Raw genomic sequence first — 23,194 nt, 5'->3', positions numbered from 1 at the left:
GCCCGCAGCAGCCCGCCCAGCGCGGTGACCGGACCGGCTCGCACCACCGTCGCGGCCAGCGCGATCGCGGCGGCGAGACTCGCGATCGCGCTCGCCGCGCCCGCCCACAGCATTCCGCGCCGCCACGCGGGCACCAGGAAACCCAGCGCCGTCACCACCGGGATCGCCAAGACCAGGATCGCCATCAGTCGCGCAACTCCCGCAGCTCGCCGAGGTCCGTGCCGCCGAACAGCTGCCGCATCCGGCCGGACAGGATCTGCAGCACGAGGACCGCCAGCAGCACGTCCAGCGACACCCCGATCTCCACGAGCAGCCCCGGATCCGCGCCGAGCAGCAGGCCGGTCGCGGTGATTCCGTTGTCCAGCACCAGGAATCCGACGAGCTGGGACACCGCGCGCCGCCGGGTCACCAGCACGAAGAACCCGATCAGGACCACGGTCAGGCCCACCGGAGCGGCCGCCGACGCCGGAGACGGATCGAGTTCCACGAGCGGGCGCGACACGGCGTACGCGACAAGCGCCAGCAAAGCGGCCGACAGCAGGGAAGCCGTCACGTTCACGACTGGACGCGTCTCGCGCCGGTCCGGGCCCTGGCGCGCGGTCATCCGCCGGACCAGCCACGGGAGGACACCGGCGCGCAGGATCAGCAGCCCCGCCGCGGTCAGTCCGGCCTCGACCGAGCCCGCGAGCACCGCGGCCATGCCCGCCAGCGCGCAGCCCTGCACCGCGAGCACCCGCACCAGCACCGAAAGCTCGCGCCGCCACAGCACCAGCACCGCGGTCAGCAGGAAAACGCCGCAGACCAGGTAGAGCAACTGGGTCACGAAACCCCTCCCGGCAGGACGAAGGACGCCGCCACCGCCAGCAACGCGAGCAGGAACGACCCGGCCAGCAGCTCCGGAACCCGGAACAGCCGCAGCTTCGCGAAGAACACCTCGGCCGCCGCGAGCAGCACCCCCAGCAGGCCGACCTTCACCGCGAACGCCGCGACGCCGACGAGCAGCGCGGGCAGCGACGCCGAGGTCGCGATCCCCCACGGCACGAACAGGTTGGCCAGCAGGCCGAGGAACACCGTCAGCCGCATCGAGGACGCCAGTTCGACCAGCGCGAGATCCGGCCCGGCGTACTCCAGCACCATCGCCTCGTGCACCATCGTCAGCTCGAGGTGCGTGGCCGGGTTGTCCACCGGCAGCCGCCCGGTCTCCGCGACCGCCACGATCGCCAGCGCGACCGCGGCCAGCAGGCTCACCGGCGAACCGACCCGCGCCGGATCGTCCACTGTGGACGACACGATCGCGGCGAGGTCGGTGCTGCCCGCCCGCGCGGACAGCGCCAGGATCGCGACCAGCAGCGTCGGCTCGACCAGCGCGATGACGGTGATCTCCCGGCTCGCGCCCATCCCGCCGAACGCGGTGCCGGTGTCGAGCGCGGCGAGCGCGAGCGCGACCGTGCCGAGCGCCAGCAGCGCGACCACCGCGAAGAGGTCGGCCACCGGCGGCAGCGCCGACGCGGTGGTGACGAACGGGGCCGCGAACGCGACGAGCAGCGTCGTCGCCATCAGCAGGACCGGCGCGGTCCGGAAGACCTGGCCGGTGCCGCGCGGCGTCACCGATTCCTTGCGCCGCAACAGCTTCCGGAGGTCACGCCACGGCTGACGCACGCCAGCGCCCGCGCGCCCCTCCAGCCGGGCGCGGACCTGCCGCATCAGGCCGGTCAGCACCGGCGCTCCGGCGACCACGAGCGCGGTCTGCACGACCGCTCCGGCGACGGCGAACCCGGTCATCGCGTCACCGCCAGCAGGATCAGCGCGAGGACCACCGCGGAGAAGCCGTAACCGAGGTACCGGTGCACGCTGCCGGTGGCCAGCCGCCGCCCGGCGCGGCCCCACGTCGCGACCGCGGCGAGGACCGGCCGGTACAGCACCCGTTCGATCCGGTCCGGCACCTCGCGACGGTAGGCGACCTGGCGCACGAGGTAGCGCGCTTCGTCGTAGTGGCCGACGTCCACATCGGTCTCCGGGCGCACCACGTTGTCGAAAACCCGTTGCAGCGGCTCGGCGAACGACGTCGCGGTGTACTCCGCCCTGGCCGTCGCGGGACCGCCGCCGCAGTCCCAGAGCCGCGCTTCCCGGCGCGCCCGGCCCGCCGCGAGCATCCGCACCGCCGCGACCACGAGCAGCGCGCCGCCGAGCAGGCCGACGGTGATCAGCAACGGGGAAACCGTGCCCGAGACACCGTTCAGCCGCAGGGTAAGCAGATCGCGCTCGGCCGGATCGCCGAAGCCCGCCGCCGCGCCTACCGCGGGCAAGACCAGCGTCGGGAGCAGTGCGGGCACCGCGCACGCCACCGCCGCGAGGCCCATGCCGAAGAGCATCGGCTTCGGGCTTTCGTGCGCTCGTTCCGCGGCGGTGCCACGCGGTTTCGCGAGGAAACCGATGCCGAACGCCTTGACGAACGTCGCGACCGCCAGGCCCGCGGTGAGCGCGACGGCGGCCATCGTGAGCGGCATCGCGATCGCGGTCACCATTCCGGCGGCCGGGAGACCGTGCACCAAAGCCTGCAGCAGCAACCATTCCGACACGAAAGCCGTGCCGGGCGGCAGTGCCGAGGCGGCCAGCGCGCCGAGCCCGAACAGGCCGGTGGTCCACGGCATCCGGGTGCGCAGACCGCCGAGCGCGTCGAGGTCGCCGGTGCCGGTCGCGTGGACGACGGATCCGGCGGCGAGGAACAGCAGCGTCTTGAAGGCGGCGTGGCCCACGGTGTGCAGCAGCGCGGCGGCGAGCGCCAGCCCGGCTGCGGCCCTGGCCCCGGAGGACGCGAGCAGCCCGGCCGCCCCGATCCCGGCGAAGACCAGCCCGAGGTTCTCCGTCGTCGAATATCCCAGCAGCCGCTTGAGATCCGAGGCCATGGCCGCCTGGAGGATCCCGTACACGGCAGAGCCCGCGCCCAGCGTAAGGACGACGACCCACCACCAGCGCGGGCCGCCGCCGAGGAGGTCGAACCCGACGCGGAGCACGCCGTACGCGCCGAGATTGACCATCGCCGCCGACATCAGCGCGGACACGTGGCTGGGCGCCTCCGGATGCGCGCGCGGCAGCCAGGCGTGCAGCGGCACGATCCCGGCTTTCGAGCCGAATCCGGCCAGTGCGAGCAGGAAGATCGCGCTCGCCGCAGCTGGCGGCGGCGAAGCGGCGCGCAATCCCGCGAAACTGTCGCCGCCCGCGAGCGCGGCGAACCAGAGCAGTCCGATGAGGACAGTCACGAACCCGAGATGCGTCATCACCGCGTACCAGCGGCCCGCCGACGCGACCGCGGGCCGCAGCCGGTGCTCGGCCAGCAGCAGCACCAGCGACGTGACCGCCATCAGCTCCCAGCACACCAGGAACGTGCCGACCGACGCCGCCGCCGGCACCAGCAGCATCGCGACCACGAACAGCGGCTGCACCGCCTGCACCGTGCGCCCGTATCGCGCGTAACCGATGCCGTACAGGCCCGCCGCGATCGCCACCGCGCCGGTGACGGCGGTGAACAGGCCGCCCATCCGGTCCAGTTCGAGCGAAAACCCGGACAACGGCAGCAGCCACGGAAAACTGGCCTGCGCGGTTTGCCCCGCGAGCGCCGCCGCCCCCGCCGCTACCCCGGCCGCGCCCGTGAGCATCGTGCCGATTCCGGACACGCGCGTCCGGGCCTTGGCGGGAGTCACGAGGCTCACCAGCGCTGCCGCCGCCCCGCTCGCCACCGCCGTCCCGAGCGCTGTCGCCGCGAGGTTCACCGGCCCGTCAGCTTTCGCACCGCCTCGACGATCGCCTCGGGCCGCGGCGGGCAGCCGGGCACTTCGAGGTCGACCGGCACGACGTCGCGCACCGGGCCGGTCACGCCGTAGGCGCCGGCGAACACGCCGCAATTCCGCGCGCAGTCGCCGATCGCCACGACCGTCCGCGGCCTCGGCACGGCCTCGTACGTGCGTTTCAGCGGCTCGGTCATATTGCGCGTGACCGGTCCGGTGACCAGCAGCCCGTCCGCGTGGCGCGGCGACGCGACCAGCCGCGCGCCGTACCGCTCGGCGTCGTAGACCGCGCCGAACGCGGCGCCGATCTCGATCTCGCAGCCATTGCACGATCCCGCGTCGACGTGCCGCAACTGGACCGAACCGCCGAGTTCACCCGCCCGCGGCAACGGCTCCGGCCTCGGCGGAGCGGGTTCGGCGGCCCGCCCGGTCCTCCGGATCGCCCGCCACAGCCTCAGCACCGCGCACCCCCTCGCACGTCAGCGCTCCGCGGGCCGCGTGCTGCCCGCCTGCGCCGTGCGCAGGTCGTCGAGCAGTTCGACCTGGCCGGACAGCACGCCGGTCAGGATCTCGCGCGCCACCGCCATCAGCTCCGCGACCTGCGGGCTGATCAGCGAGTAGTAGACGCTCGACCCTTCCTTGCGCGTGGTGACCAGCCCCATCCGGCGCAGGACCGCCAGCTGCTGCGACAGGTTCGCCGGTTCGATCCCGACCTCGGGCAGCATCTCCGCGACGGCGTGCTCGCGCTGCGACAGCAGCTCCAGCACCCGGATCCGGGCCGGATGGCCGAGCGTCTTGAAGAACTCGGCTTTCAGCTGGTAGAGCGGCTTGCTCACACACGCCTCCTGCGGTCCGGGCCCGCCCGGCGAGCGGGACGGAAGGGTTCAGCAATTGCGAATATTAGCAATTGCTGAACCGTGGATGCGGCGGGGTGCCGCAGCGCCCCTGAGCCCGCCGGCTTCGGCCCGTTCGCCCCCGGGTCAACTCCCCGTGAACTCAGCCGCGTGGTCGGCCACCCACTGGGCGTAGGTCCGCGCCGGAACCCCGGTGACCTCCTCGACCGTGGTCGTCGGCTGGTCGGGTTCGCGGCCGGCCAGGCGGGCGTAGGCGTCGAGCATGGCGTCCGCGTACTTCGCCGGGATCCGTTCGAGGAGCAGCTCGCGCGCGACCTCCCGGGACACCTCCTCCCAGCGGGTCTCGCGGCCGATCACCTCGCCGATCACCCGGACCTGCTCGACCTGCGTGAGCGCGGCGGGACCAGTGAGGTCGTACTTGGCGCCGACGTGCCCGTCAGAGGTCAGCGCGGCCACCGCGACCGCCGCCATATCGGCCTCGTGGATGAGCGTCGAGTGCATCGAACCGTAGGCGCCGCGGACTACGCCGTCCTTGCGGATGTGCGGCGCCCAGCTGAGCGTGTTGGCCGCGAAGCCGTGCGGCTGCAGGAACGTCCACTCCAGACTGGTGCGCTCGATCGCCTTCTCGACCGCGAGATGCACCTGGCCGATCACGTTGCCCGGATCGTCGCCGTACTGCGCCGCGGCCGACGACAGCAGCACCAGACGACGAGCACTGCCGGCGATGGTGTCCGCAATCGCCGCGGCCGGATCGCCGGAAACCAACGGCCACATCAGGAACACTGATTCCACCCCCTTCACCGCGGCACGCAGACTGTCCACATCAGACAGATCGCCGGGAACGACCTCGACGCCGGGCAGATCCGCCCGCTCGGGCCTCCGGACCAACGCACGCACCGGACGGCCGAGTTCGCTCAACCGCACAGCCACGCGGCGGCCGACGTTGCCGGTCGCGCCGATCACCAAACTGGTCACGGGTAGTACCTCCTTGTGTCGCACTGAAGCTCACCGTAGGTTTTGAGCTATCTTTTCGTAAGTACGAACCCTGAGGTAAGCTCCCGGCATGGGAGTAGGCTCCGAGACAGGACGCCGCACCGCGGCGGCGCTGGGTGACGCATTCGACAGCGAATGCCCCGGGCGCGCGGTGCTCAACCACGTGTGCAGCCGCTGGGGCACGCTGATCCTGCTCTCGCTGCGCGAACGACCGGCGCGCTTCTACGAACTGCGCGACACCATCGGCGGAATCAGCGAGAAGATGCTGTCGCAGAACCTGCGCACCCTGACCCGGGACGGCCTGATCAGGCGCGAGGTGGAGCCGGATACGCCGCCTAAGGTGACGTACTCGCTGACCGAGCTGGGGCGGGAGCTGGCCACGCCACTGCAGGGGCTGCTGGACTGGGTCGGCGCGCGGACCGTGGACGTGGTGCGGGCGCAGCGGCGGCATGACCGGCTGCACAAGCCGGAGTCTTGAGCGGTAAACGCGGAAACGGCACCGCCGTTTTGACGGTGCCGTTTCCGACCTAGCTCTTCACCAGCCGCTGGTCCATGCGGGTCCAGCAGGGACTCGCAGGTACCGATCGCGCACCACGCGTGCGAGAACCCCGCTTCGCCGCTTACCCTCGCCGGTTCGGCTTTCGCCTCGGGCGCCCCGCGCGCCTGTTGTCGGGGACTAACCGAAGTATGGCGCGCTGCCCGCTCGTCCTCAACACATTTAGCGCTCGACCGCCGAAGAACCTCAGCCCTTCAGCAGCTGCCGAGCCATCACCAATCGCTGGATCTGGTTCGTGCCCTCATAAATCTGGGTGATCTTCGCGTCCCGCATCATCCGCTCCAGCGGGAAGTCGCGCGTGTACCCGTAACCGCCCAGCAGCTGGACCGCGTCCGTGGTCACGCTCATCGCCACATCCGAGGCATGGCACTTCGCCGCCGCGCCGAAGAACGACAGATCATCGTCGCCTCGTTCGGACTTCGCGGCGGCTGTGTACACCATCTGGCGGGCCGTTTCCACCGCCATCGCCATGTCCGCCAGCATGAACTGGATACCCTGGAAATCGGCGATGTGCTTGCCGAACTGCTTGCGCTCCTTGACATACGCCAATGCGTGGTCCAACGCACCCTGCGCGATGCCGACCGCTTGCGCGGCGATTGTCACGCGGGTGTGGTCCAGGGTGCGCAGGGCGATCTTCAAACCCTGGCCCGGCTCGCCGACCATTCGGTCGCCGGGGATGTGGACCTGGTCGAAGAGCAGTTCACGCGTCGGGGAACCCTTGACGCCCAGTTTCTTTTCCTTGGCGCCGAAAGAGAACCCCGGGTCGGACTTCTCGACCACGAAGGCGCTTACGTTGGCTCCGCGGCGGCCTTCGGGGTCGGTGACGGCCAGGACGGTGTAGTACTCGGAAACACCGGCGTTCGTGATCCACGACTTCTGTCCATTGAGGATCCAGTCGTCGCCGGAAGGGGTGGCGCGGCAACGCATCGAGGCGGTGTCCGAGCCTGCGTCGCGTTCGGACAGTCCATAGGAGAATCCGGCGGCGCCGGACGCCAGCGGGGGCAGGTATTTCGCCTTGAGATCTTCATTGGCGGCCAGAATGAGAGGCAGGCTGCCGAGTTTGTTCACCGCGGGAATGAGCGAGGACGACGCGCACACTCGCGCTACTTCTTCGATCACGATGCAGGTGGCCAGCGCGTCGGCTCCGGCGCCGCCGTACTGTTCCGGTACGTGGGGGGCGTGGAAGTCTGACGCGACCAGGGCGTCGTAGGACGCTTTGGGGAATTCTTCGCGCTCGTCGGCCTCGGCGGCGTGCGGGGCGATTTGTTCTTCGGCGACCGCGCGGACTGCCTCGCGGATCGCTTCGTGGTCTTCGTTGATTTTGAACAGGTCGAAGCTCATGGGGAGATCTCCTAGTAGGTGTAGAAGCCGCGGCCGGTTTTGCGGCCAAGCAGGCCGGCGTCGACCATTCGGGCCAGCAGGGGCGGCGGGGCGTACAGCGGCTCCTTGAATTCCTCGTACAGGGATTCCGCGACGGCCTTCGTGGTGTCCAAGCCGATCAGGTCGGCCAGTGCGAGCGGGCCCTGCGGGTGCGCGGCGCCGCGGACCAGGCCCTCGTCGATCGCTTCCTTCGTGGCGAAACCCGATTCCAGCATGCGCACGGCGGCGAGGATGAACGGGATCAGCAGCGCGTTCACGACGAAACCGGCCCGGTCCTGGCACAGGATGGCGTGCTTGCCGAGCGTTCCCTCGGCGAACTTCCGCGCGCGGCCGGTGGTCTCGTCGCCGGTCAGCAGGCTCGGGACCAGTTCGACCAGCGGCAGCACCGGGACCGGGTTGAAGAAGTGGATGCCGAGCACCTGCGCCGGGCGCTCGGTCGCGGTGCCGAGTTTCATGATCGGGATCGAGGACGTGTTGGAGGCCAGCACCGCGTCCGGCGCGGCGACGATCTTGTCCAGTTTCCCGAACAGTTCCGCCTTGACCGCCTCGTTCTCGACGATCGCTTCGATCACGAGCGTGCGGTCGGCGAGGGAGTCGAGGTCCTCGGTGATCCGGATCCGCTCCAGCACGGCGGCGGCGGACTCGATCTTCCCCTTGCGCTCGGCCCTGCCCAGCGAGGCCTCCAGCCGCGCCCGGCCCGCGTCGGCGGCCGCCCGGTTCGATTCGACCGCCACGACGTCCAGGCCGGCCCGGGCGCACACCTCGGCGATCCCCGCACCCATCTGGCCGCAGCCGACCACGCCGACTCGCTCCACGTGCCTCACCCCATCCTCCGGTACTTGGTTTCATGATGACGGTACTCAGTACCGGCGAGTAGGCGAGACCGGGGTGGCCCACCTCACCCTGCTCGCCGCGGGCCGGGGCCGATTAGGCTGGCCGCAGCGTGTGTGCGAAAGGTGGCCCGATGCCCGAGAAACCGGCCAAGCAACGGCTGACCGAGGCCGCGTTCGCGCTGTTCGAGGAACGCGGCTACGACCAGACGACGGTGGACGACATCACCGAGCGCGCCCGCGTCGGGCGCAGCACGTTCTTCCGCGCGTTCCGGTCCAAAGAGGACGTCATCTTCCCGGACCACGAGGTGCTGCTGAGCGCGATCGAGGCCCGGCTGGCCGGTTCCGACCCGCGCACCGCGCTCGTCGCGGTCACCGAGGCCGCGCGGCTCGTGCTGCGGCATTACGTCGCGGAGGGCGACCTGGCGCTGGCGCGCTACCGGCTCACCCGCAGCGTGCCGGCGCTGCGGGCGCGGGAAATCGCCGGCACGCGGCAGTACCAGCGGCTGTTCCAGGAATTCGTCCACCGCTGGATGGGCGGCGGCGAGGAAACCGCGCTGCGCGCCGAACTCATGGCGGCGGCTGTGGTGACCGCGCACAACCACGTGCTCCGCCGCTGGCTGCGCGGACAGGCGGCGGACCCGGAGGCGGCGTTCGACTCCGCGATGGCCGACACCGTCGCGTTGTTCGGCAGCACCGGCGAGACGGAGACGACGGTCGTCGCTTTCCGTACCGGCAAAGACCTTTCCGCCGTGCTGCCCGGGCTGCGCAAGCTGCTCGGCGACGAGGGCTCGCTCGGCTGAGCGGCTACCAGGCCTCGCCGCTCACCGGGCGGCCCGGTTCCGCCGGACGCTCGGGATCGGCGGAACGGTTGCGCAGGTAGCCGCCTTCCCGAGCACGACGGGATTCAGCCGCGCTTCGACATACCTGCGCAGCCGCCTCGCCCGGCGGCAGATACAGCTATCACGCCTCGTCGAATCGGACACCCGCCTCGTACCAATCCTCGTCGCTCACCGGACGATCCGGCTCCGCCGGGCGCTCGGACCCGGAGGAACGGTTGCGCAGGTAGCTGCCCTCCCCAGCACGACGGGGATCTAGCGGCGCAGTAACGGGTTTCAGGGTCAGCAGGCTGAGCTTCGCCGGGCAGCGCGACCATCCGGCTCGCGGATTCCCGCCGCGCCGCGACATACCTGCGCGGCCAGCTCGCCCGGCGGCAGACGCGGCTACCACGCCTGGTCGAACCGGACCCCTGCCTCGTACCAATCCTCGTCGCTCACCGGGCGATCCGGTTCCGCCGGATGCTCCGGATCAGCGGAACGGTTGCGCAGGTAATCGCCCTCCCCCACTACCGCAGGCACGACCGGTTTCTCCGGCGCAGCAACGGGTTTCGACGGCTCCGGGGCTGCGGGCGGCGCGGGTCGCCGGGGAGCAGCAGGTGGTTCCGGAGCGAACCCGGCCCGCCATTTCAGCCGGTCCATCACATACCCGCGAGTGCCCAGCGGCGCCAGCAGCGCCGCCGTCCGGTTCGCCGACTCCCGCTGCGCTTCGGCATACGTGCGCAGCACCAGCGCGGCCAACTCGTCCGGCGGCAGATTCCGTACCTCGGCGGACAGTTTCAGTCCAGTGAGGACACCGTCGGTGTTGACCGTGGCGGTGACCGCGTTGCCGGGCGAGACCGCCTCGACCGACAACGCGGACAGTGCCTGCACCAGTTCTTCCGGACCGGCCACGTCAGTCCATTGTGGACGGCGACATCGGCTGCGACACCGAACCGTCCGGCGCGATGTCGACGCCCTTGTCCCGGACCCGCTTTTCGGTGCCCTTCGGGGTGTTCGAGGTCTCGAAGTTGGACGGGTCGAACGTGTCGCCGGGGCTCACGTCGGGCGGGTTCGGGATCGGCGGCAGGTCGACCGACTTCTCGTGGATTTTGTCCGCGAGCCGCCCCGCCGACTCCTGCATGTGCGAGCGGATCTTGTCCGCACCGCTGAGGAAGCTCTCGAAGATGTCGTTCGCGTTGTCGCCCTCGACCTTCGCCGACGCCTGCGCAGTCACCTCAGTGAGCCCGGCCCCCGCACCCGCGACCGCGGCCTGCGCGCCGACCGCGCTCATCGTCAGCTCAGCCCCGGCAGCCGCGCCCGCCGCCGGGGTGGCGACTACGGCGAGCATCCCGACCAGCGCACCGGTGAACGCCACCGCCGCCACCTTCGACCAGGAGATCTCGCCCTCCTTGGCCTTCGCCTTCTGATACTTCTCCGCGGTTTCCCGGAAGGTCAGCGCGAGCGAGCTGAGGTCGTCCCGGGCGGCCCACACGCCGTCGCGGCTGGCGACCAGGTCGCTCTCCACGACGGTGATCTCGGCGGCGAGCGCCTCGTAGGTCTCCGACAGCCGGTCGAGATAGGTCTTGACGTCCTCGGCCGCGTTGCCGCGCCACGAGGCCAGCAGTTCCTTCGCCCGGCGCAGTTCGGTGAGCGACCCTCGGCTGAGGTTCTTCCACACCGGTTCGTACGAGTTGATCATCGACTGCAGGCCGCCGCCGGTGTCCTTGAGGTCGGCCTCGGAGAACTCCCGGAAGACCTCGGTGACCTTGTCCTGGTACGCGGCGTACAGCTCCTCCGTCATGGCGAAGTTGAAAAACTCCGCGTAGCGCAGGAATTCCACGCCGTCGAGCGCGTCGTTGGCGCCCTTGTGCAGATCCTCGCTGATGCCTTCGAGCAGCTCCGCCCGCGGACGGCCTTCCCCGCCGCCGCTGAGCCCGAAGTAGTCCTCCTGCTCGCTCACGTCAGCGCACCTCTCCGCCGGCGCGCCGCACCGCGGACTGCGCGTCGGCGTCCGACGCCTCGTACAGCTCAGCCACGCGCTTGAGCGCTTCGCTCGTCTGGTGCGTCGTGTAGGCCAGCTTCGCGAGCGCTTCCTCCACCTTCGCGCGGTGGTTTTCGTACGCCGCAGCGACCTTGGGCATGCCGAGCGAGCCGCCGAACGCGGTGGTCGGGCCGCCGCCGAACGGGTTGATCGAGCCGACGATCGCGGCCGGGCTGACCGCGTCGGGAAGGTCGAGCCGCCGCACTCCGCCGCGCGCGGTCTCGGCCGCGTCCCCGGCAGCCGCGACGAACCCGCTCGCCTTGCGCAGGTCGTCGAGGTCGGTCTCGAAACCGATCATGGAACTACCCCCAGTCGTGTGAACCGTGACCGTACCGGGCGTACGGTATCCCTTCCGACTCACCGGACAACGAGGTGGTTCACGGCATTAACGTGACAGCGGTCACGTACCGGACGCCGCCGCGCGACGGCGCGGGAACCACGGCACGATCGGCGAAACGCGCCGCTGATAGTCCGCGTACTCCGGGTAGCGGCCGAGGGTGATGCTCTCGGTGAAGATCGTGGAGCCGACGAACAGCAGCGTCAGCAGGACCGCGCCGGCGATCGTCCAGGTGACCGCGCCCGCCGCGGACACGCCGAACAGGAACACCAGCCACCACTGCGCTTGTTCGAAGAAGAAGTTGGGGTGCCGGGAAAAACGGAAGAGCCCGGTCTGCGCGAAGCGCGGGTCGGGGGTGCGCCCGGCGGCGGTCTCGCGCTTCTTGCGCTGATGGAAGTTCCACTGCTGCTGATCGGCGATCGTTTCGCCGGCGAGGCAGGCCACGAACGCGGCCGCGAGCACGATGTCGGCGGTGCCCAGCGGGGTCTGGTGATCCAGCGCCGTCCACGCGGGCAGCGTGATGAGCAGCAGGATCGCGTTCTGGTAGAGCGTGATGAAGAAGAGGTTGAACAACTGGAACTGCCACGGGGCCATGCGGCCGCGCAGCACCGCCCAGCGGTAGTCCTCGCCGCCGGGCGCGTAGCCGCCCTTGCGGCCGTAGTTGAACGTCAACCGCGCGCCCCACAGGAAGACCAGCGCGAACAGCAGGTCCAGCCGGGCGTCCGCGAACCCCGCGTGGCCGGCGAAAATCCCGGCGTAGACCACCGGGACCACCGACCAGATCCGGTCCACCCAGGAGTACTCCCTGGTGAGCACCGACAGCAGCCAGCAGCCGGCGGACACGCCCGCGAACACCCAGAGGCACACCTGGAACGCGTTCATGCCCGCGACCCTACTGCCGGAACCGCCGCGGCGAAGCCCGGTGACAGGCGCGCAGGCAGTGATTCTGCCCGCGCCGCCCGGGCAACCGGTTCAGTTCTCCTGAAGGACCGAAAGAATGTTTCCGGCCGGATCCCTGAACCACGCGATCAGCGGGCCGCCGAGCCGGAAGACGCCCTTTTCGTCGACCCCGTCGAACGGCTCGAAGGAAACGCCCGCCGCGCCGAGGCCGGCGACCGCCTGGTCGATGTCGTCCACCGGGAAGTTGAGCACGGTGTACTCGGCGGGAACGTGCTTGTCGCCCTTGGGATAGACGAGCACCTCCCGTCCTTCGGCGAGGTGCAGGCGCAGCATCCCCCAGTTTTCGGTGACCTCGATGCCGAGCGTCCCGGCATAGAATTCCCGCGCGGCCGGGATGTCGTCCACCGAAAACCCGCTGAACGCTTTGCTGGTGTCGAACACGGCTATGCTCCTTCTTCGGCTGATCTGTGCACGGGGGACGTCGGAGCCGGAATCCCGGAGGCGACACCGGCGGCGGAAGAACTTTGAAGGGGGCCGTCGTGCGGTACCTGATCATGATCCACAGCAACCCGCGGTTCCGCGCGCTCTGGGAAGAGCTGCCGGACGAGAAGAAAGCCGAGTTCGGCCGGGCCCACCTCGCGCTCAACCGGGCGCTCGAGGAGTCCGGCGAACTGGTGCTGAGCGACGGGCTGGCCGATCCCGCCGAGGCCAAGTGCGTCACTGTGCGCGACGGCAAGGCGGTGCCGAGCGACGGGCCGTTCGCCGAGGTCAAGGAGCATCTGGTCGGCTTCTACCTGGTCGAATGCGAGAGCATGGACCGGGCGCTGGAGCACGCGGCCCGGGTGCCGGACGCGCTGTACGGCAAGATCGAGGTACGGCCGATCCGCAGCGTGAAAGAGCTGGATCTCTGACTCCCCCGGCCGGCTTCGAACAGCTCCTACGCGACCTCGCGCCGCAGGTGCTCAGCGCGGTCTGCCGCCGGTTCGGCGACTTCGCGCTCTGCGAGGACGCCGTGCAGGAAGCGCTGCTGGCCGCCGCGCTGAAGTGGCCGGAGCAGGGCCTGCCGGACAGCCCCAAGAGCTGGCTGATCACCGCGGCCGCGCGCAGGCGCATCGACATCGAACGCAGCGAGTCCGCCCGCAGGCAGCGCGAGAACACGGCAGCGGCGCTGGCCGTGCCGCAGCCGGAATCGGCACCAGCCGACGACGACACCCTGACCCTGCTGATGCTGTGCTGTCACCCGGAACTCGGGAAAGCGTCCCAGCTCGCGTTGACGCTGCGTGCGGTCGGCGGGCTCACCACGGCGGAAATCGGCCGGGCGTTCCTGGTCCCGGAGAAGACCGTGAGCCAGCGGATCAACCGGGCGAAGAAGCGGCTGGCCGGCGCCCGGTTCCGGATGCCGCCTCCGGAGGAGCGCGCCGAGCGGATGGCCGCGGTGCTGCAGGTGCTGTACCTGATCTTCACCGAGGGGCACACCGCCAGCTCCGGGACCGCCGTCAACCGGGTCGAACTCACCGCCGAGGCCATCCGGCTCACCCGGCAGCTGCACGCACAGGTCCCCGAAGACGGCGAGGTGGCCGGGCTGCTGGCGCTCATGCTGCTCACCGACGCGCGCCGGCCCGCGCGGACCCGGCCCGACGGCAGCGCGGTGCCGCTGGCCGAGCAGGACCGCACCCGGTGGGATTCCGCCGCGATCGCCGAGGGGCTCGAGCTGATCGGGAAAACCCTGTCCACCGCCCGGATCGGGCCGTATCAGATCGAGGCCGCGATCGCCGCCGTGCACGACGAGGCGGCGCGCGCCGAGGACACCGACTGGCCGCAGGTCCTCGCCCTCTACGACCTTCTGCTGGCCGTCGCGCCGAGTCCGGTCGCGGCGCTGAACCGGATCGTCCCGGTCGCCATGGTCCACGGCGCCCGCGAGGGATTGCGGCAGCTGGACGAGATCACCGGGCTGGACGAACACCATCGAGTCGACGTGGTGCGCGCGCACCTGCTCGATCTGGCCGGCGAACACGGGCGAGCGCGGTCCTATTACCGTTCCGCGGCGGAGAAAACGCTCAGCCTTCCGGAACGGCGGTACCTGGAATCCCGTGCCGCATCAGGGAGATCGCCCTAGCCGGCCACCCGGGCCATCCGCGGCGCCCGCAGCGCGTCCGGGTTCGGCAACCGCATCGGCACCGTGTCCGCGTGGTACTCGAAATGCCACCACTCGTTGTCGTAGCGCCGGTACAACCGGTAGCCCGCCCCGTGCCGCTCCAGCCACGCCGCGCCCTCGATCGGCCGCACGTCCATCGCCGTGCCGCGGACGTGCGCCGATTCGTGCGGCGGCAGCACCCGGCGCCGGGCCGCGGCGACCGAGCCGGTGCGGTGCACCTCTTCGGCGAACATCCGGTGCTGGTCGGCCGCGTCGCGGTGGCCGGACGTGAGGCCGATGAGCTGCCCGTCGCGCCAGAACGCCTCGGTGCGCGCCGCGGTGAAAGCCGCGCGGGCCGGTTCGCTGAGCCCCGCCAGGTCCTCGGCCGGGTAGCGCATCGCCAGCGCCCACTGGCAGGCCAGGTACCGGCCGCGGCCGGGCGAACGCAGGAACGCCGCCGGGAGCAGGGCCACGGCCAGGAAGCGGGTGACGGCCGCGAGGACCCGGGGCCGGCTGAGCGACTCGATCATGACGTCCACTTTCGGGCCCCAGTGTGCGCGCACTGCGCACGGAGTTTGACAGCTCTGTAACAGTTCCCCGCGAGCGCGCTGTTACCGAACGATGACACTGCCCGCACCGGGCGGGGACCCGGGCCGGGCAGGCTGGGGCCCGGGTGTCCGCTGTGGACTGTCCGGGCGGCCGGACGGGCGGGCTGGGATAGTGGGAGACATGCCGAGGGTGCTGCTGATCGAAGACGACCAGGCCGTGCGCGACGGCCTGCGGCTGGCCCTGACCTACCAGGGGCACACGGTCGACGCGGTGGAGACCGGCGAGGAGGGGCTCGCCCGGCTCGCCGGCGACCCGGCCGACGTCGTGGTCCTCGATCTCATGCTGCCCGGGATGGACGGCTTCGAGGTGTGCCGGCGCATCCGCGCGGCGGGCGACCTGCCGATCATCATGCTCACCGCGCGCAACGACGACATCGACGTGGTGGCCGGGCTCGAGGCGGGAGCCGACGACTACGTCGTGAAACCCGCGCAGGCCAGGGTGCTGGAGGCGCGCATCCGCGCGGTGCTGCGCCGCACCGGCGGCGAACCGCGCCATCCGGACGCGAAACCGGGCCCGGAACGGCACGGCGACCTCACGATCGACCGCGAGGGTCTCGTGGTGAGCAAGAACGGCGAGGTCATCGGGCTCGCGCCGACCGAACTGCGGCTGCTGCTGGAGCTGTCGGCGTCGCCCGGCCGCGTGCTCAGCCGCCAGCAGCTGCTCGAATCCGTGTGGGACCAGGGATATCTCGGCGATTCCCGGCTCGTCGACGCGTGCGTGCAGCGGCTGCGCTCCAAAATCGAGGACGACGCCGCGAAACCGGTGTACGTCCAGACCCTGCGCGGTTTCGGCTATCGCTTCGGGCCGCTGTGACCGGCTGGCGGTGGCGGGGGCTGCGGGTCCGGCTGCTGGTGGCGTTCGCGCTGCTGAGCGTGTTCACCGCGGTGGCCGTCGCCGGAATCGGCTACGTGCGGGCCCGTGACGGGATCCTGCAGCGCACCCAGGACAACGCCGCCGTCGAGATGACGACGCAGATCAAGCAGCTGTACCCGCTGCCGAGGCAGCCAGTGGAAACGAGCGCGCTGGCGTCGGCCGCCGACCGGCTGAACGGCCGGAAGAACTCCGCGCTGGTGACGAGCGGCGGGCACAGCGCGGGCGACATGCCGGCCTCGGTGATCACGCCGGAGCTGCGTGCGATCGTGCGATCCGGCCGGGTCGCGTGGCAGCGGGTGGACGTCGGCGGCGTGACGCAGCTGCTGCTGGGAGCGCCGCTGCTCATCTCGACCGGCGACCGGTCGAAACCGGCTGTGGCGTCCGGCATCGAGGTCTTCGAACTGCGCAGCCTCGACGCGGAAATCGAGGCGGTGAACCGGCTCGCCAGGGACGCCTGGCTCGCCGGCGGGGCCGCGCTGGTGGTGGCGCTGGTGCTCGCCGTGCTGGCCGCGAGCAGCGTGCTGCGGCCGGTCGGAGAGCTGCAGCGCGCGGCCCGCCGGCTCGGCGCGGGCGACCTCGACGCCCGGATCGTCGTCCGCGGCAGCGACGAGCTGGCCAGCGTCGCCGAGACGTTCAACTCGACCGCCGACTCGCTGCAACGCCACGTCGGCGAACTGCGCCGGATGGAAGCCGACGCGCGGCGATTCGTGGCCGACGTGTCGCACGAACTGCGCACTCCCCTGGCCGCGATGACCGCGGTCACCGACATGCTCGACGACGAGGCGGAACGGCTGCCGGACGCGGCGGGCGAGGCGGTCCGCCTGGTCAGCCAGGAAACGCACAACCTCACCCGGCTGGTGAACGACCTGATCGAGGTCACCCGGTTCGACTCCGGCACCGCGTCGCTGGAGCTGGACGACGTCGACGTCGCCGACGCGGTCCGCGCGACGCTGCGGGCGCGGGGCTTCGAGGTGGAGACGGACCTGCCGTCCGGCATCCGGGCCCGGGTCGACCCCCGCCGGCTCGACGTGATCGTGGCGAATCTCGTCGGAAACGCGTTGCGGCACGGCGCGGAGCCGGTGACCGTCCGGCTGCGGGACGATCCGGCCGGGGTCTGGCTGTCGGTCGAGGATTCCGGGCCGGGCTTGGACGAGGAGGTGCTTCCGCACGTGTTCGCGAGGTTCTACAAGGCGGACACCGCCCGGAGCCGGTCCGAGGGAAGCGGGCTCGGGCTGGCCATCGCCTGGGAGAACGCGCGCCTGCACCACGGGGAACTACGCGCGGGAAACCGGGCGGGCGGCGGTGCGGTGTTCACCTTGTGGCTGCCTCGGGAGGTGCGATGAAGCGGCTGCTCGGACTGATCGCGATCATGCTGCTGGCGGCGGGCTGCGGGGTGCGGCCCAGCGGCGTGATCCCCGGGGAAGAGGCGCCGAGCGGGCCGGCGGTCGGCAGCGTCGGGAACACCGCGACGGTGTACTTCGTGCTGGACGGGAAGCTCGTTCCGGTGGTGCGCAACGGGGTCGGCGAGGTGCCCGCCGACCGGGTCCGGGCGCTGGAGCAGGGGCCGAACGAGGACGAACGGGCCAGCGGGTACACGACGGAGCTGCCGCCGTCGTTCGAACCGATCGCGGTCGGGATCAGCGAGGCGGCGATCGGCGTGAACGTCCGGGACTTGACGCCGAACGCGGTGGGCCAGCTCGTCTGCACGGTGATCGCGGCGGGCGGCGGCGGCCCGGCCAAGACCGTCACCCTTTCCGGCGGCGGCCAGACCCTGCGGCCGCAAGGGTGCGGCGGCTGACTCAGCCCCGTTGCTTCATCACGGGCGCGAACACCACCGCCACCACGCACAACGCCAACGGCAGCAGGAACGCGACGTTCAGCGGCACCCAGTGCGCCAGCCCGCCGATGATCGCGGGCCCGGCCAGCAGCCCGACGTACCCGACGCCGACCACCCGCGCCATCAGCGCACCCGACGCGCGCTTGTCGAGGTTGCCCGCCGCGGTGAACAACTGCGGGACGCCGCCGGAAAGCCCCAGCCCGAACAAAGCCCAGCCGCACAGCGACAACGGGACCCACGGTGCCAGCGAAGCGATCGCCAACCCCAGCGCAGCCAGCCCGCTCCCGTACCGCACCACCGCGACCGGCCCGGCCAGCGCGGCCACCCGGTCCGTCGCGAACCGGCCGACCGTCATCGCCACCGCGAACGAACCGTAGGCGAGGGCGGCGGTGCTTTCGGACGTCCCGAGCCCGTCGCGCAGATACAGCGCGGCCCAGTCGTTCGCGACGCCCTCGGACAGCATCAACGCGAACGCCAGCAGCCCCAGCAGCCAGACCACCCGGGCCGGCGTGCGAGTCGGTTTGGCCTCTTCGGCGGTTTCCTCGACCGCCGTGTCCGACGAATCGAGCAGATACCGGCGGACCGCCAGCGAAATCACGATGCACAGCGCCCCCGTGCCGCCCAGCGACACGATCGCCGGCACCCCTGCCCCCAGCACCGCCGCGCCGACGACCGCGGCGATCGCACCGCCGATCGACCACATCGCGTGAAACGCCGCCATGATCGGCCGCGGATAGGCACGTTCCACGACCACCGCGTGCGCGTTCATCGCGACGTCGAGCGAGCCGTTGAAGAACCCGAACGCCGCGAGCGCCAGCCCGAGCGTCCACCAGTTCGCCGCGAGCCCCGGCAGCACCACCGCGACCCCGACCAGCACCCCCGCGACGCACACCACCCGCGAATGCCCGAACCGGTCCGCGAGCGGCCCGGTGACCTGCATCCCGACCAGCGCCGAGCCGCCGAGCACGAGCAGCAGCGCCCCGAGCGCGGTGTGCGAAACGCCGGTCGCGCGCTCGATCACCGGAATGTGCACCACCCACATGCCGACCGCGAACCCGCAGAGCGCGAACACGATCCAGGTGGCGACGCGGGCCGCGCGGGGCAGCACCGGGGGCGGGGAAAGCTCAGTCATCGGGCTCGGCTCCTCTTCGGGGTCGGGTCCAGGCAGGAACAGTGCGGGCGGGCAGAATGGGACGCGTGGAGTCCGAACCGTGAGCGGCTACGAGAAGGGCCGCATCCGCCGCGACGACCTCGTCTCGGCGGCCGCCAAGGTGTACGGCGAGGCCGGCTACCACGCGTCGTCGCTGCGGGAAATCGCCAAACGAGCAGGCATCACCCACGCCGGGCTGCTGTACCACTTCCCGACGAAGGAAGCGCTGCTCGCCGCGGTACTGGAACGCCGCGACGCCGAGGACTCCGCCCGCGAACAGCTGAGCGCACCCCCAGGCCTGGAGGTGCTGCGGCGATTCATAGCGCTGGCCGAACACAACGTCCGCCACCGAGGCATCGTCGACCTGTACTCGCGCCTGGCCGCCGAAGCGATCTCGGAAGACCACCCCGCCCACGCCTACTTCGCCCGCCACTACCGCGAGGCCCGCGAAGCCATCGCCGAATCCTTCCGCGCGCTCGCCAAAACCGGCGAGCTGCGCCCCGGCGTAAACCCGGACTTGGCGGCGCTCACCTTCATCGCGCTGATGGACGGCCTCCAGGTCCAGTGGCTCACCACCCCCACGCAAGTCGATGTAGTCGCTTCCCTCCGCCTCTCCTTGCAAACTCTCCTGACCGTCCCCCTGTTCCCGTAACCGAGGGAATCCGCAGATCTCGCCCAGATGGCCGCAAAATCCGCCACCAACGAACCCAACTGTCGAGGCACCCAGCCCCTCCCCCGCACCCCGATACGAAGCCTCTCTGCGGTCGGTGGGTGCTTGTCAAGGCATCTTTCCCGCCTTGACAAGCACCCACCGACCGTCAGCACAATCAAGCTTCGGGGTGCCCCACGCCAGCGCCCGGGCGCAATGTCGCCGCCAGGCGACGAGCCCCCTCACAACGTCCGCACAAACGGATCCCACTCAACCGGCAGCAGCTCCGCCACCTCCACCCCGCTCTCCACCCCCACCGAAACCCCGGACTCCATCGACTCCTCGACAGCCAGCACCACATCCAGCACGTGAAAACCCAGCTCCCCAGAAGCCCGCTCCGGCACCCCCGCCCGAACGGCTCGAGCCAACTCCACCACCCCAGTCCCCCGAGACCCCGCATGCCCCACCGCGGCCACCTCCTCCCGCCCCGCCGAATGCACCACAGTCGCCCCATCAAACCGATTAGGATCCGGCAACACCGCAGTACCGAATTCCCCAGTAACCTCAACAACCCCCGTACGCCGCAAGGCTGAATCAAACGTCAAAACAACCTGCGCACTCCCCCGCGCACAAACTCCACCAACGCAGTAACCGTAGTAGGCACCGAAACCGAAAACTCCGTCCCAGCCCGAGGCCCAGCCCCAACCACCCGAGTCCCCCGCACCGTCCCGCCAGCCCCGGTAACCTTCCGAACCGGCCCAAACACCTGCACCAGCTGCGTCAAGTAATAAGGCCCCATATCAAACAACGGCCCACCCCCGGCCTGATACAAAAACTCCGGCGAAGGATGCCACCCCTCCGGCCCAGGCGTCTGAAACAACGCCAACGCCGTAACCGGCGCCCCAATCCGCCCGTCCGCCAAAGCACGAAGCGCGGTCTGATGCCCAGCACCGAGAAGGGTATCCGGCGCACAAGCCACCCGAACCCCCTTCTCCCGCGCCCGATCAAGCAGTTTCCGCGCACTCCCCCGATCCAACCCGAGCGGCTTCTCCGTCCAAACGTGCTTCCCCGCCTCCACCGCCGCGAGACTGACCTCGACATGCACCGCGGGCACAGTCAAATTCACCACGATCTCAACGTCTTGCGAAGCAAGAAGATCCGCCACCCCACCCCACGGCACCCCGTACTTCTCCGCCTGCCCCCGCGCCCGGCCGACGTCGAGATCAGCAACCCCCACCACCCGAAGATCCGGAAACGCCGTCAAATTCTCCAGATAGGTGTCACTGATAAACCCAGCCCCCACGACACCGACCCCGACAGTCACTTCTCCACCTCAGCGAGATAAGCGAAACTCTCCGCAATCCCCTGAAAAACGTCCTCATGCTGATCGAATTCCACCACCCGCAACGCCTCCGGCGCCCGCAGCCAGCACAGCCCGCATCGGCACCGACCCCCTCCCAGCAGGCACCTGCCCACTGGCATCAGTAGCCAACGCCCCGTCCTTCACATGAATCGCGAAAACCCGCTCCCCCAACCGCCGCAACAGCTCAGGTGCGTCCTCGCCGCCCGCGGAAGCCCAGTAAGCATCCACCTCCAACACAATCTCCGGAGAAAGCAGATCCGCGAAAACCTCCAGCGCACTGCGCCCGTCGATCCGCGATTCCAGCTCCCACCAATGATTGTGATACCCCACCCGAACCCCATACCCGGCAGCCACCTCAGCCGCCGCATTAAGCCCCGAAGCAGTAGCCGAAATATCCTCCACCGCCTCCCACTGCGAAGCCGGAATCAACGGCTCGACAACCACCCCGATCCCCAACTCCCGAGCCGCGGCGAAGACCGCATTCTGATCCCGGCCAAGCACCGCCGCATGCGCGGTAGGCGCGCTCAACCCATGCGCCGCCAGCCCAGCCCTCAGCGCCGAGGCGTTCTCCACCACCCCATACGGCTCCACCCGCGTGAACCCGATCGCGGCCAGCCGCCGCAACGTCTCGTCCGGATCAGCCGCGAACGCCTCGCGCACCGAGTACAGCTGCACCGAAGGGACTCCCATGCCAACTCCTAGCGGCTAGACGGCTTTCGCCAATTTCTACCACTTGGTCAGAATTGACACCAGGACAAAACCGGACGGAATCCCGGGACAGCGTCAGCCGAGTTCCTTGTGCCAGATCAGAAAATCGCACGGAGTGGCCAGCAGCGGCGCCAGCTCCGGATGCGGCCCGTCGATCGTCGAGGTCTCCACGACCCGGTACCCGAGCCGCCCGTACCACTGCGCGAGAAACTCCTTCGACGGATGCGTCCACTCGCGCGGCACCAGCAGCTCGAGCTGCATCCGCGTGCACCCGGCGGCCCGGCAATGGCTCTCCGCGAACCGGACCAGCTCCCGCCCGATCCCCGCGCCGCGCACCTCCGGCGAGGCGGCCAGCAGGCCGAACTCCCCCAGCTCCTCGCCCAGCCGCTGGATCCGGACCGAACCCACGACGGCCCCGCCGAGCCGGGCGACCGCGATCTCGCCCGCGCGGACCAGCCCGGCCATCTCCCCGGCGTTCGTCCGATCGGCCGAACCGGCCCACAATCCCGCTTCCGCCTTCGCGTAGACGGTGTTCACCAGCTCAGTCAGCGTGGCCACCAGCTCGGCATCCTCGGCGGCGGACGGCGGCAGGAAGGCGATCTCCGGAGTCGTCACCCGCCCAGCCTAACCGCAGTCAGCTCGCGGCCGAACCGGAAACCGCCGGCCGCGCCTCGCCGAAGCCGCCGTAGCGGCCCGCCTTCGCCCGCTTGCGCACCTCGTCGAAATGCCGGTGCACCGCGTGCGCGGCCTCTTCCGCGTCCCCGTTCACGAGGGCGTCCACGATCGCCTGATGCCGTTTCGCCGTGGCCGGGGCCGACGACACCGGACCGCCCATTTCACCTTCCGCGGCCCGGTAGACGTCCCAGAACAGCCCGGTCAGCTCGCGCGCCAGGTCGAAGCCCGCCTCGGCGCAGATGAGGTCGTGGAACTCGCGGTCGGCGACCGCCGCGTCCGGTCCCTTGCGGCGCATCCGCGCCACGCACGCCTGCAGTTCGCCGATCAGCTCCGGCCGGTGATCGCGCGCGACCCGGCTGGTCAGCTCCGTTTCGATCATCTCGCGGACCTCGAGCAGGTCGCGCAGCCGCCCGGCGTCGGTGCTGCCGCGGCTGCGCGTGCGGAAGAGCAGCCAGGTCTGCAGCGCTTCCGATCCCGCCGAGCCGACGAACGTGCCGTAGCCGTGCCGGACCTCGACGATCCCGAGCGCCTGCAGCGCCTTGACCGCCTCCCGGATCGAATTCCGGCTGACCCCGATGTCCTCGGCGAGGCTCAGCTCGGTGGGCATCGGCGCGCCGGTCGGCAGCTGCCGGTCGACGATCAGGTCGATGATCTGCTTGGTGATCTCTTCACTGCGTTGCGGGCGCGCCACACGTGTCTCCC

28 protein-coding genes are annotated in these 23,194 nt (G+C 70.5%); 8 read left to right on the top strand and 20 right to left on the bottom strand.

Annotated elements, in window-relative coordinates; genetic code table 11:
- Nucleotides 1-184 precede the first annotated feature (184 nt).
- From RPX00_RS29585 to RPX00_RS29560, 6 genes are all read right to left on the bottom strand, one after another.
- Nucleotides 185-823, bottom strand: a complete 639-nt coding sequence (locus tag RPX00_RS29585; protein ID WP_406630279.1) for a hypothetical protein — start codon at nt 821-823, stop codon at nt 185-187.
- Nucleotides 820-1,782, bottom strand: coding sequence for a respiratory chain complex I subunit 1 family protein (locus RPX00_RS29580; protein WP_406630277.1), 963 nt, complete (start codon nt 1,780-1,782; stop codon nt 820-822). The genes RPX00_RS29585 and RPX00_RS29580 overlap by 4 nt, the downstream gene beginning before the upstream one ends.
- The gene (locus RPX00_RS29575) at nt 1,779-3,770 is read right to left on the bottom strand and encodes a proton-conducting transporter membrane subunit (RefSeq protein ID WP_406630275.1); all 1,992 of its coding nucleotides are present in this window, start codon (nt 3,768-3,770) and stop codon (nt 1,779-1,781) included. The genes RPX00_RS29580 and RPX00_RS29575 overlap by 4 nt, the downstream gene beginning before the upstream one ends.
- On the bottom strand, nt 3,767-4,246 hold the full coding sequence (locus tag RPX00_RS29570) for an NADH-quinone oxidoreductase subunit B family protein (protein WP_406630273.1): 480 nt from the start codon (nt 4,244-4,246) through the stop codon (nt 3,767-3,769). The genes RPX00_RS29575 and RPX00_RS29570 overlap by 4 nt, the downstream gene beginning before the upstream one ends.
- 18 nt (nt 4,247-4,264) lie before the next feature.
- Nucleotides 4,265-4,621, bottom strand: a complete 357-nt coding sequence (locus RPX00_RS29565) for an ArsR/SmtB family transcription factor (RefSeq protein ID WP_406630271.1) — start codon at nt 4,619-4,621, stop codon at nt 4,265-4,267.
- A gap of 144 nt (nt 4,622-4,765) precedes the next feature.
- Nucleotides 4,766-5,614, bottom strand: coding sequence for an NAD(P)H-binding protein (locus RPX00_RS29560; RefSeq protein ID WP_406630269.1), 849 nt, complete (start codon nt 5,612-5,614; stop codon nt 4,766-4,768).
- A gap of 88 nt (nt 5,615-5,702) precedes the next feature.
- On the opposite strand from RPX00_RS29560, the gene RPX00_RS29555 reads away from it, so the two are divergent.
- On the top strand, nt 5,703-6,110 hold the full coding sequence (locus RPX00_RS29555) for a winged helix-turn-helix transcriptional regulator (RefSeq protein ID WP_406630267.1): 408 nt from the start codon (nt 5,703-5,705) through the stop codon (nt 6,108-6,110).
- Between the two features lie 264 nt (nt 6,111-6,374).
- On the opposite strand, the gene RPX00_RS29550 is transcribed toward RPX00_RS29555, so the two are convergent.
- Entirely contained in the window at nt 6,375-7,529 is a 1,155-nt protein-coding gene (locus RPX00_RS29550; RefSeq protein ID WP_406630265.1) for an acyl-CoA dehydrogenase family protein, read from the bottom strand.
- An 11-nt stretch (nt 7,530-7,540) separates the two neighbouring features.
- Nucleotides 7,541-8,392, bottom strand: a complete 852-nt coding sequence (locus RPX00_RS29545; protein WP_406630263.1) for a 3-hydroxybutyryl-CoA dehydrogenase — start codon at nt 8,390-8,392, stop codon at nt 7,541-7,543.
- 140 nt (nt 8,393-8,532) lie between these two features.
- Between RPX00_RS29545 and RPX00_RS29540 the strand changes: the two genes are divergently transcribed.
- Nucleotides 8,533-9,201 (top strand): TetR/AcrR family transcriptional regulator, encoded by a 669-nt coding sequence (locus RPX00_RS29540; protein WP_406630261.1) that lies wholly within the window; start codon nt 8,533-8,535, stop codon nt 9,199-9,201.
- 420 nt (nt 9,202-9,621) lie between these two features.
- On the opposite strand, the gene RPX00_RS29535 is transcribed toward RPX00_RS29540, so the two are convergent.
- The 5 genes from RPX00_RS29535 to RPX00_RS29515 form a co-directional block, all read right to left on the bottom strand.
- Entirely contained in the window at nt 9,622-10,128 is a 507-nt protein-coding gene (locus RPX00_RS29535) for a YbaB/EbfC family nucleoid-associated protein (RefSeq protein ID WP_406630260.1), read from the bottom strand.
- A 1-nt stretch (nt 10,129) separates the two neighbouring features.
- Entirely contained in the window at nt 10,130-11,176 is a 1,047-nt protein-coding gene (locus tag RPX00_RS29530; RefSeq protein WP_406630257.1) for a hypothetical protein, read from the bottom strand.
- A gap of 1 nt (nt 11,177) precedes the next feature.
- Entirely contained in the window at nt 11,178-11,555 is a 378-nt protein-coding gene (locus RPX00_RS29525) for a hypothetical protein (protein WP_406630255.1), read from the bottom strand.
- A gap of 102 nt (nt 11,556-11,657) precedes the next feature.
- On the bottom strand, nt 11,658-12,476 hold the full coding sequence (locus RPX00_RS29520; RefSeq protein WP_406630253.1) for a DUF1295 domain-containing protein: 819 nt from the start codon (nt 12,474-12,476) through the stop codon (nt 11,658-11,660).
- A gap of 90 nt (nt 12,477-12,566) precedes the next feature.
- Entirely contained in the window at nt 12,567-12,935 is a 369-nt protein-coding gene (locus RPX00_RS29515) for a VOC family protein (RefSeq protein WP_406630251.1), read from the bottom strand.
- 98 nt (nt 12,936-13,033) lie between these two features.
- On the opposite strand from RPX00_RS29515, the gene RPX00_RS29510 reads away from it, so the two are divergent.
- Nucleotides 13,034-13,405, top strand: coding sequence for a YciI family protein (locus tag RPX00_RS29510; RefSeq protein WP_406630249.1), 372 nt, complete (start codon nt 13,034-13,036; stop codon nt 13,403-13,405).
- Entirely contained in the window at nt 13,402-14,610 is a 1,209-nt protein-coding gene (locus RPX00_RS29505; protein WP_406643139.1) for an RNA polymerase sigma factor, read from the top strand. Before RPX00_RS29510 ends, RPX00_RS29505 begins: the two co-directional genes overlap by 4 nt.
- Here RPX00_RS29505 and RPX00_RS29500 read toward each other — a convergent pair.
- A complete protein-coding gene (locus tag RPX00_RS29500; protein ID WP_406630247.1) occupies nt 14,607-15,158 on the bottom strand; it encodes a D-alanyl-D-alanine carboxypeptidase in 552 nt (183 codons plus the stop codon). The genes RPX00_RS29505 and RPX00_RS29500 overlap by 4 nt on opposite strands.
- Before the next feature lie 199 nt (nt 15,159-15,357).
- On the opposite strand from RPX00_RS29500, the gene RPX00_RS29495 reads away from it, so the two are divergent.
- Genes RPX00_RS29495 through RPX00_RS29485 form a run of 3 tightly spaced genes read left to right on the top strand, consistent with a single transcriptional unit; the run spans nt 15,358 to nt 17,908 of the window.
- The gene (locus RPX00_RS29495; protein WP_406630245.1) at nt 15,358-16,050 is read left to right on the top strand and encodes a response regulator; all 693 of its coding nucleotides are present in this window, start codon (nt 15,358-15,360) and stop codon (nt 16,048-16,050) included.
- Nucleotides 16,047-17,453 carry an ATP-binding protein gene (locus tag RPX00_RS29490; protein WP_406630243.1) on the top strand — a complete coding sequence of 469 codons (1,407 nt, stop codon included), beginning with the start codon at nt 16,047-16,049 and terminating at the stop codon, nt 17,451-17,453. The genes RPX00_RS29495 and RPX00_RS29490 overlap by 4 nt, the downstream gene beginning before the upstream one ends.
- On the top strand, nt 17,450-17,908 hold the full coding sequence (locus tag RPX00_RS29485; RefSeq protein ID WP_406630242.1) for a hypothetical protein: 459 nt from the start codon (nt 17,450-17,452) through the stop codon (nt 17,906-17,908). The genes RPX00_RS29490 and RPX00_RS29485 overlap by 4 nt, the downstream gene beginning before the upstream one ends.
- A gap of 1 nt (nt 17,909) precedes the next feature.
- On the opposite strand, the gene RPX00_RS29480 is transcribed toward RPX00_RS29485, so the two are convergent.
- Nucleotides 17,910-19,079 carry an MFS transporter gene (locus RPX00_RS29480; RefSeq protein ID WP_406630239.1) on the bottom strand — a complete coding sequence of 390 codons (1,170 nt, stop codon included), beginning with the start codon at nt 19,077-19,079 and terminating at the stop codon, nt 17,910-17,912.
- A gap of 79 nt (nt 19,080-19,158) precedes the next feature.
- Between RPX00_RS29480 and RPX00_RS29475 the strand changes: the two genes are divergently transcribed.
- On the top strand, nt 19,159-19,749 hold the full coding sequence (locus tag RPX00_RS29475) for a TetR/AcrR family transcriptional regulator (RefSeq protein WP_406630237.1): 591 nt from the start codon (nt 19,159-19,161) through the stop codon (nt 19,747-19,749).
- A gap of 239 nt (nt 19,750-19,988) precedes the next feature.
- On the opposite strand, the gene RPX00_RS29470 is transcribed toward RPX00_RS29475, so the two are convergent.
- The 5 genes from RPX00_RS29470 to RPX00_RS29450 all read right to left on the bottom strand — a co-directional run bounded on the left by RPX00_RS29470 (nt 19,989) and on the right by RPX00_RS29450 (nt 23,183).
- Nucleotides 19,989-20,174 (bottom strand): hypothetical protein, encoded by a 186-nt coding sequence (locus RPX00_RS29470; protein WP_406630235.1) that lies wholly within the window; start codon nt 20,172-20,174, stop codon nt 19,989-19,991.
- A gap of 173 nt (nt 20,175-20,347) precedes the next feature.
- The gene (locus RPX00_RS29465) at nt 20,348-21,049 is read right to left on the bottom strand and encodes a Gfo/Idh/MocA family protein (RefSeq protein ID WP_406643138.1); all 702 of its coding nucleotides are present in this window, start codon (nt 21,047-21,049) and stop codon (nt 20,348-20,350) included.
- A 75-nt stretch (nt 21,050-21,124) separates the two neighbouring features.
- Nucleotides 21,125-21,784, bottom strand: coding sequence for a sugar phosphate isomerase/epimerase family protein (locus RPX00_RS29460; RefSeq protein ID WP_406630233.1), 660 nt, complete (start codon nt 21,782-21,784; stop codon nt 21,125-21,127).
- A 108-nt stretch (nt 21,785-21,892) separates the two neighbouring features.
- Nucleotides 21,893-22,432 carry a GNAT family N-acetyltransferase gene (locus RPX00_RS29455; RefSeq protein ID WP_406630231.1) on the bottom strand — a complete coding sequence of 180 codons (540 nt, stop codon included), beginning with the start codon at nt 22,430-22,432 and terminating at the stop codon, nt 21,893-21,895.
- A 19-nt stretch (nt 22,433-22,451) separates the two neighbouring features.
- Nucleotides 22,452-23,183, bottom strand: a complete 732-nt coding sequence (locus RPX00_RS29450) for a FadR/GntR family transcriptional regulator (RefSeq protein WP_406630229.1) — start codon at nt 23,181-23,183, stop codon at nt 22,452-22,454.
- Between the last annotated feature and the right edge of the window lie 11 nt (nt 23,184-23,194).

The organism is Amycolatopsis sp. WGS_07 (assembly GCF_045278895.1).
In the GTDB taxonomy this organism is placed as follows: domain Bacteria; phylum Actinomycetota; class Actinomycetes; order Mycobacteriales; family Pseudonocardiaceae; genus Amycolatopsis.
The sequence above is the reverse complement of the archived record's forward strand: the minus strand, read 5'-3'. Positions and strand labels throughout refer to the sequence as shown.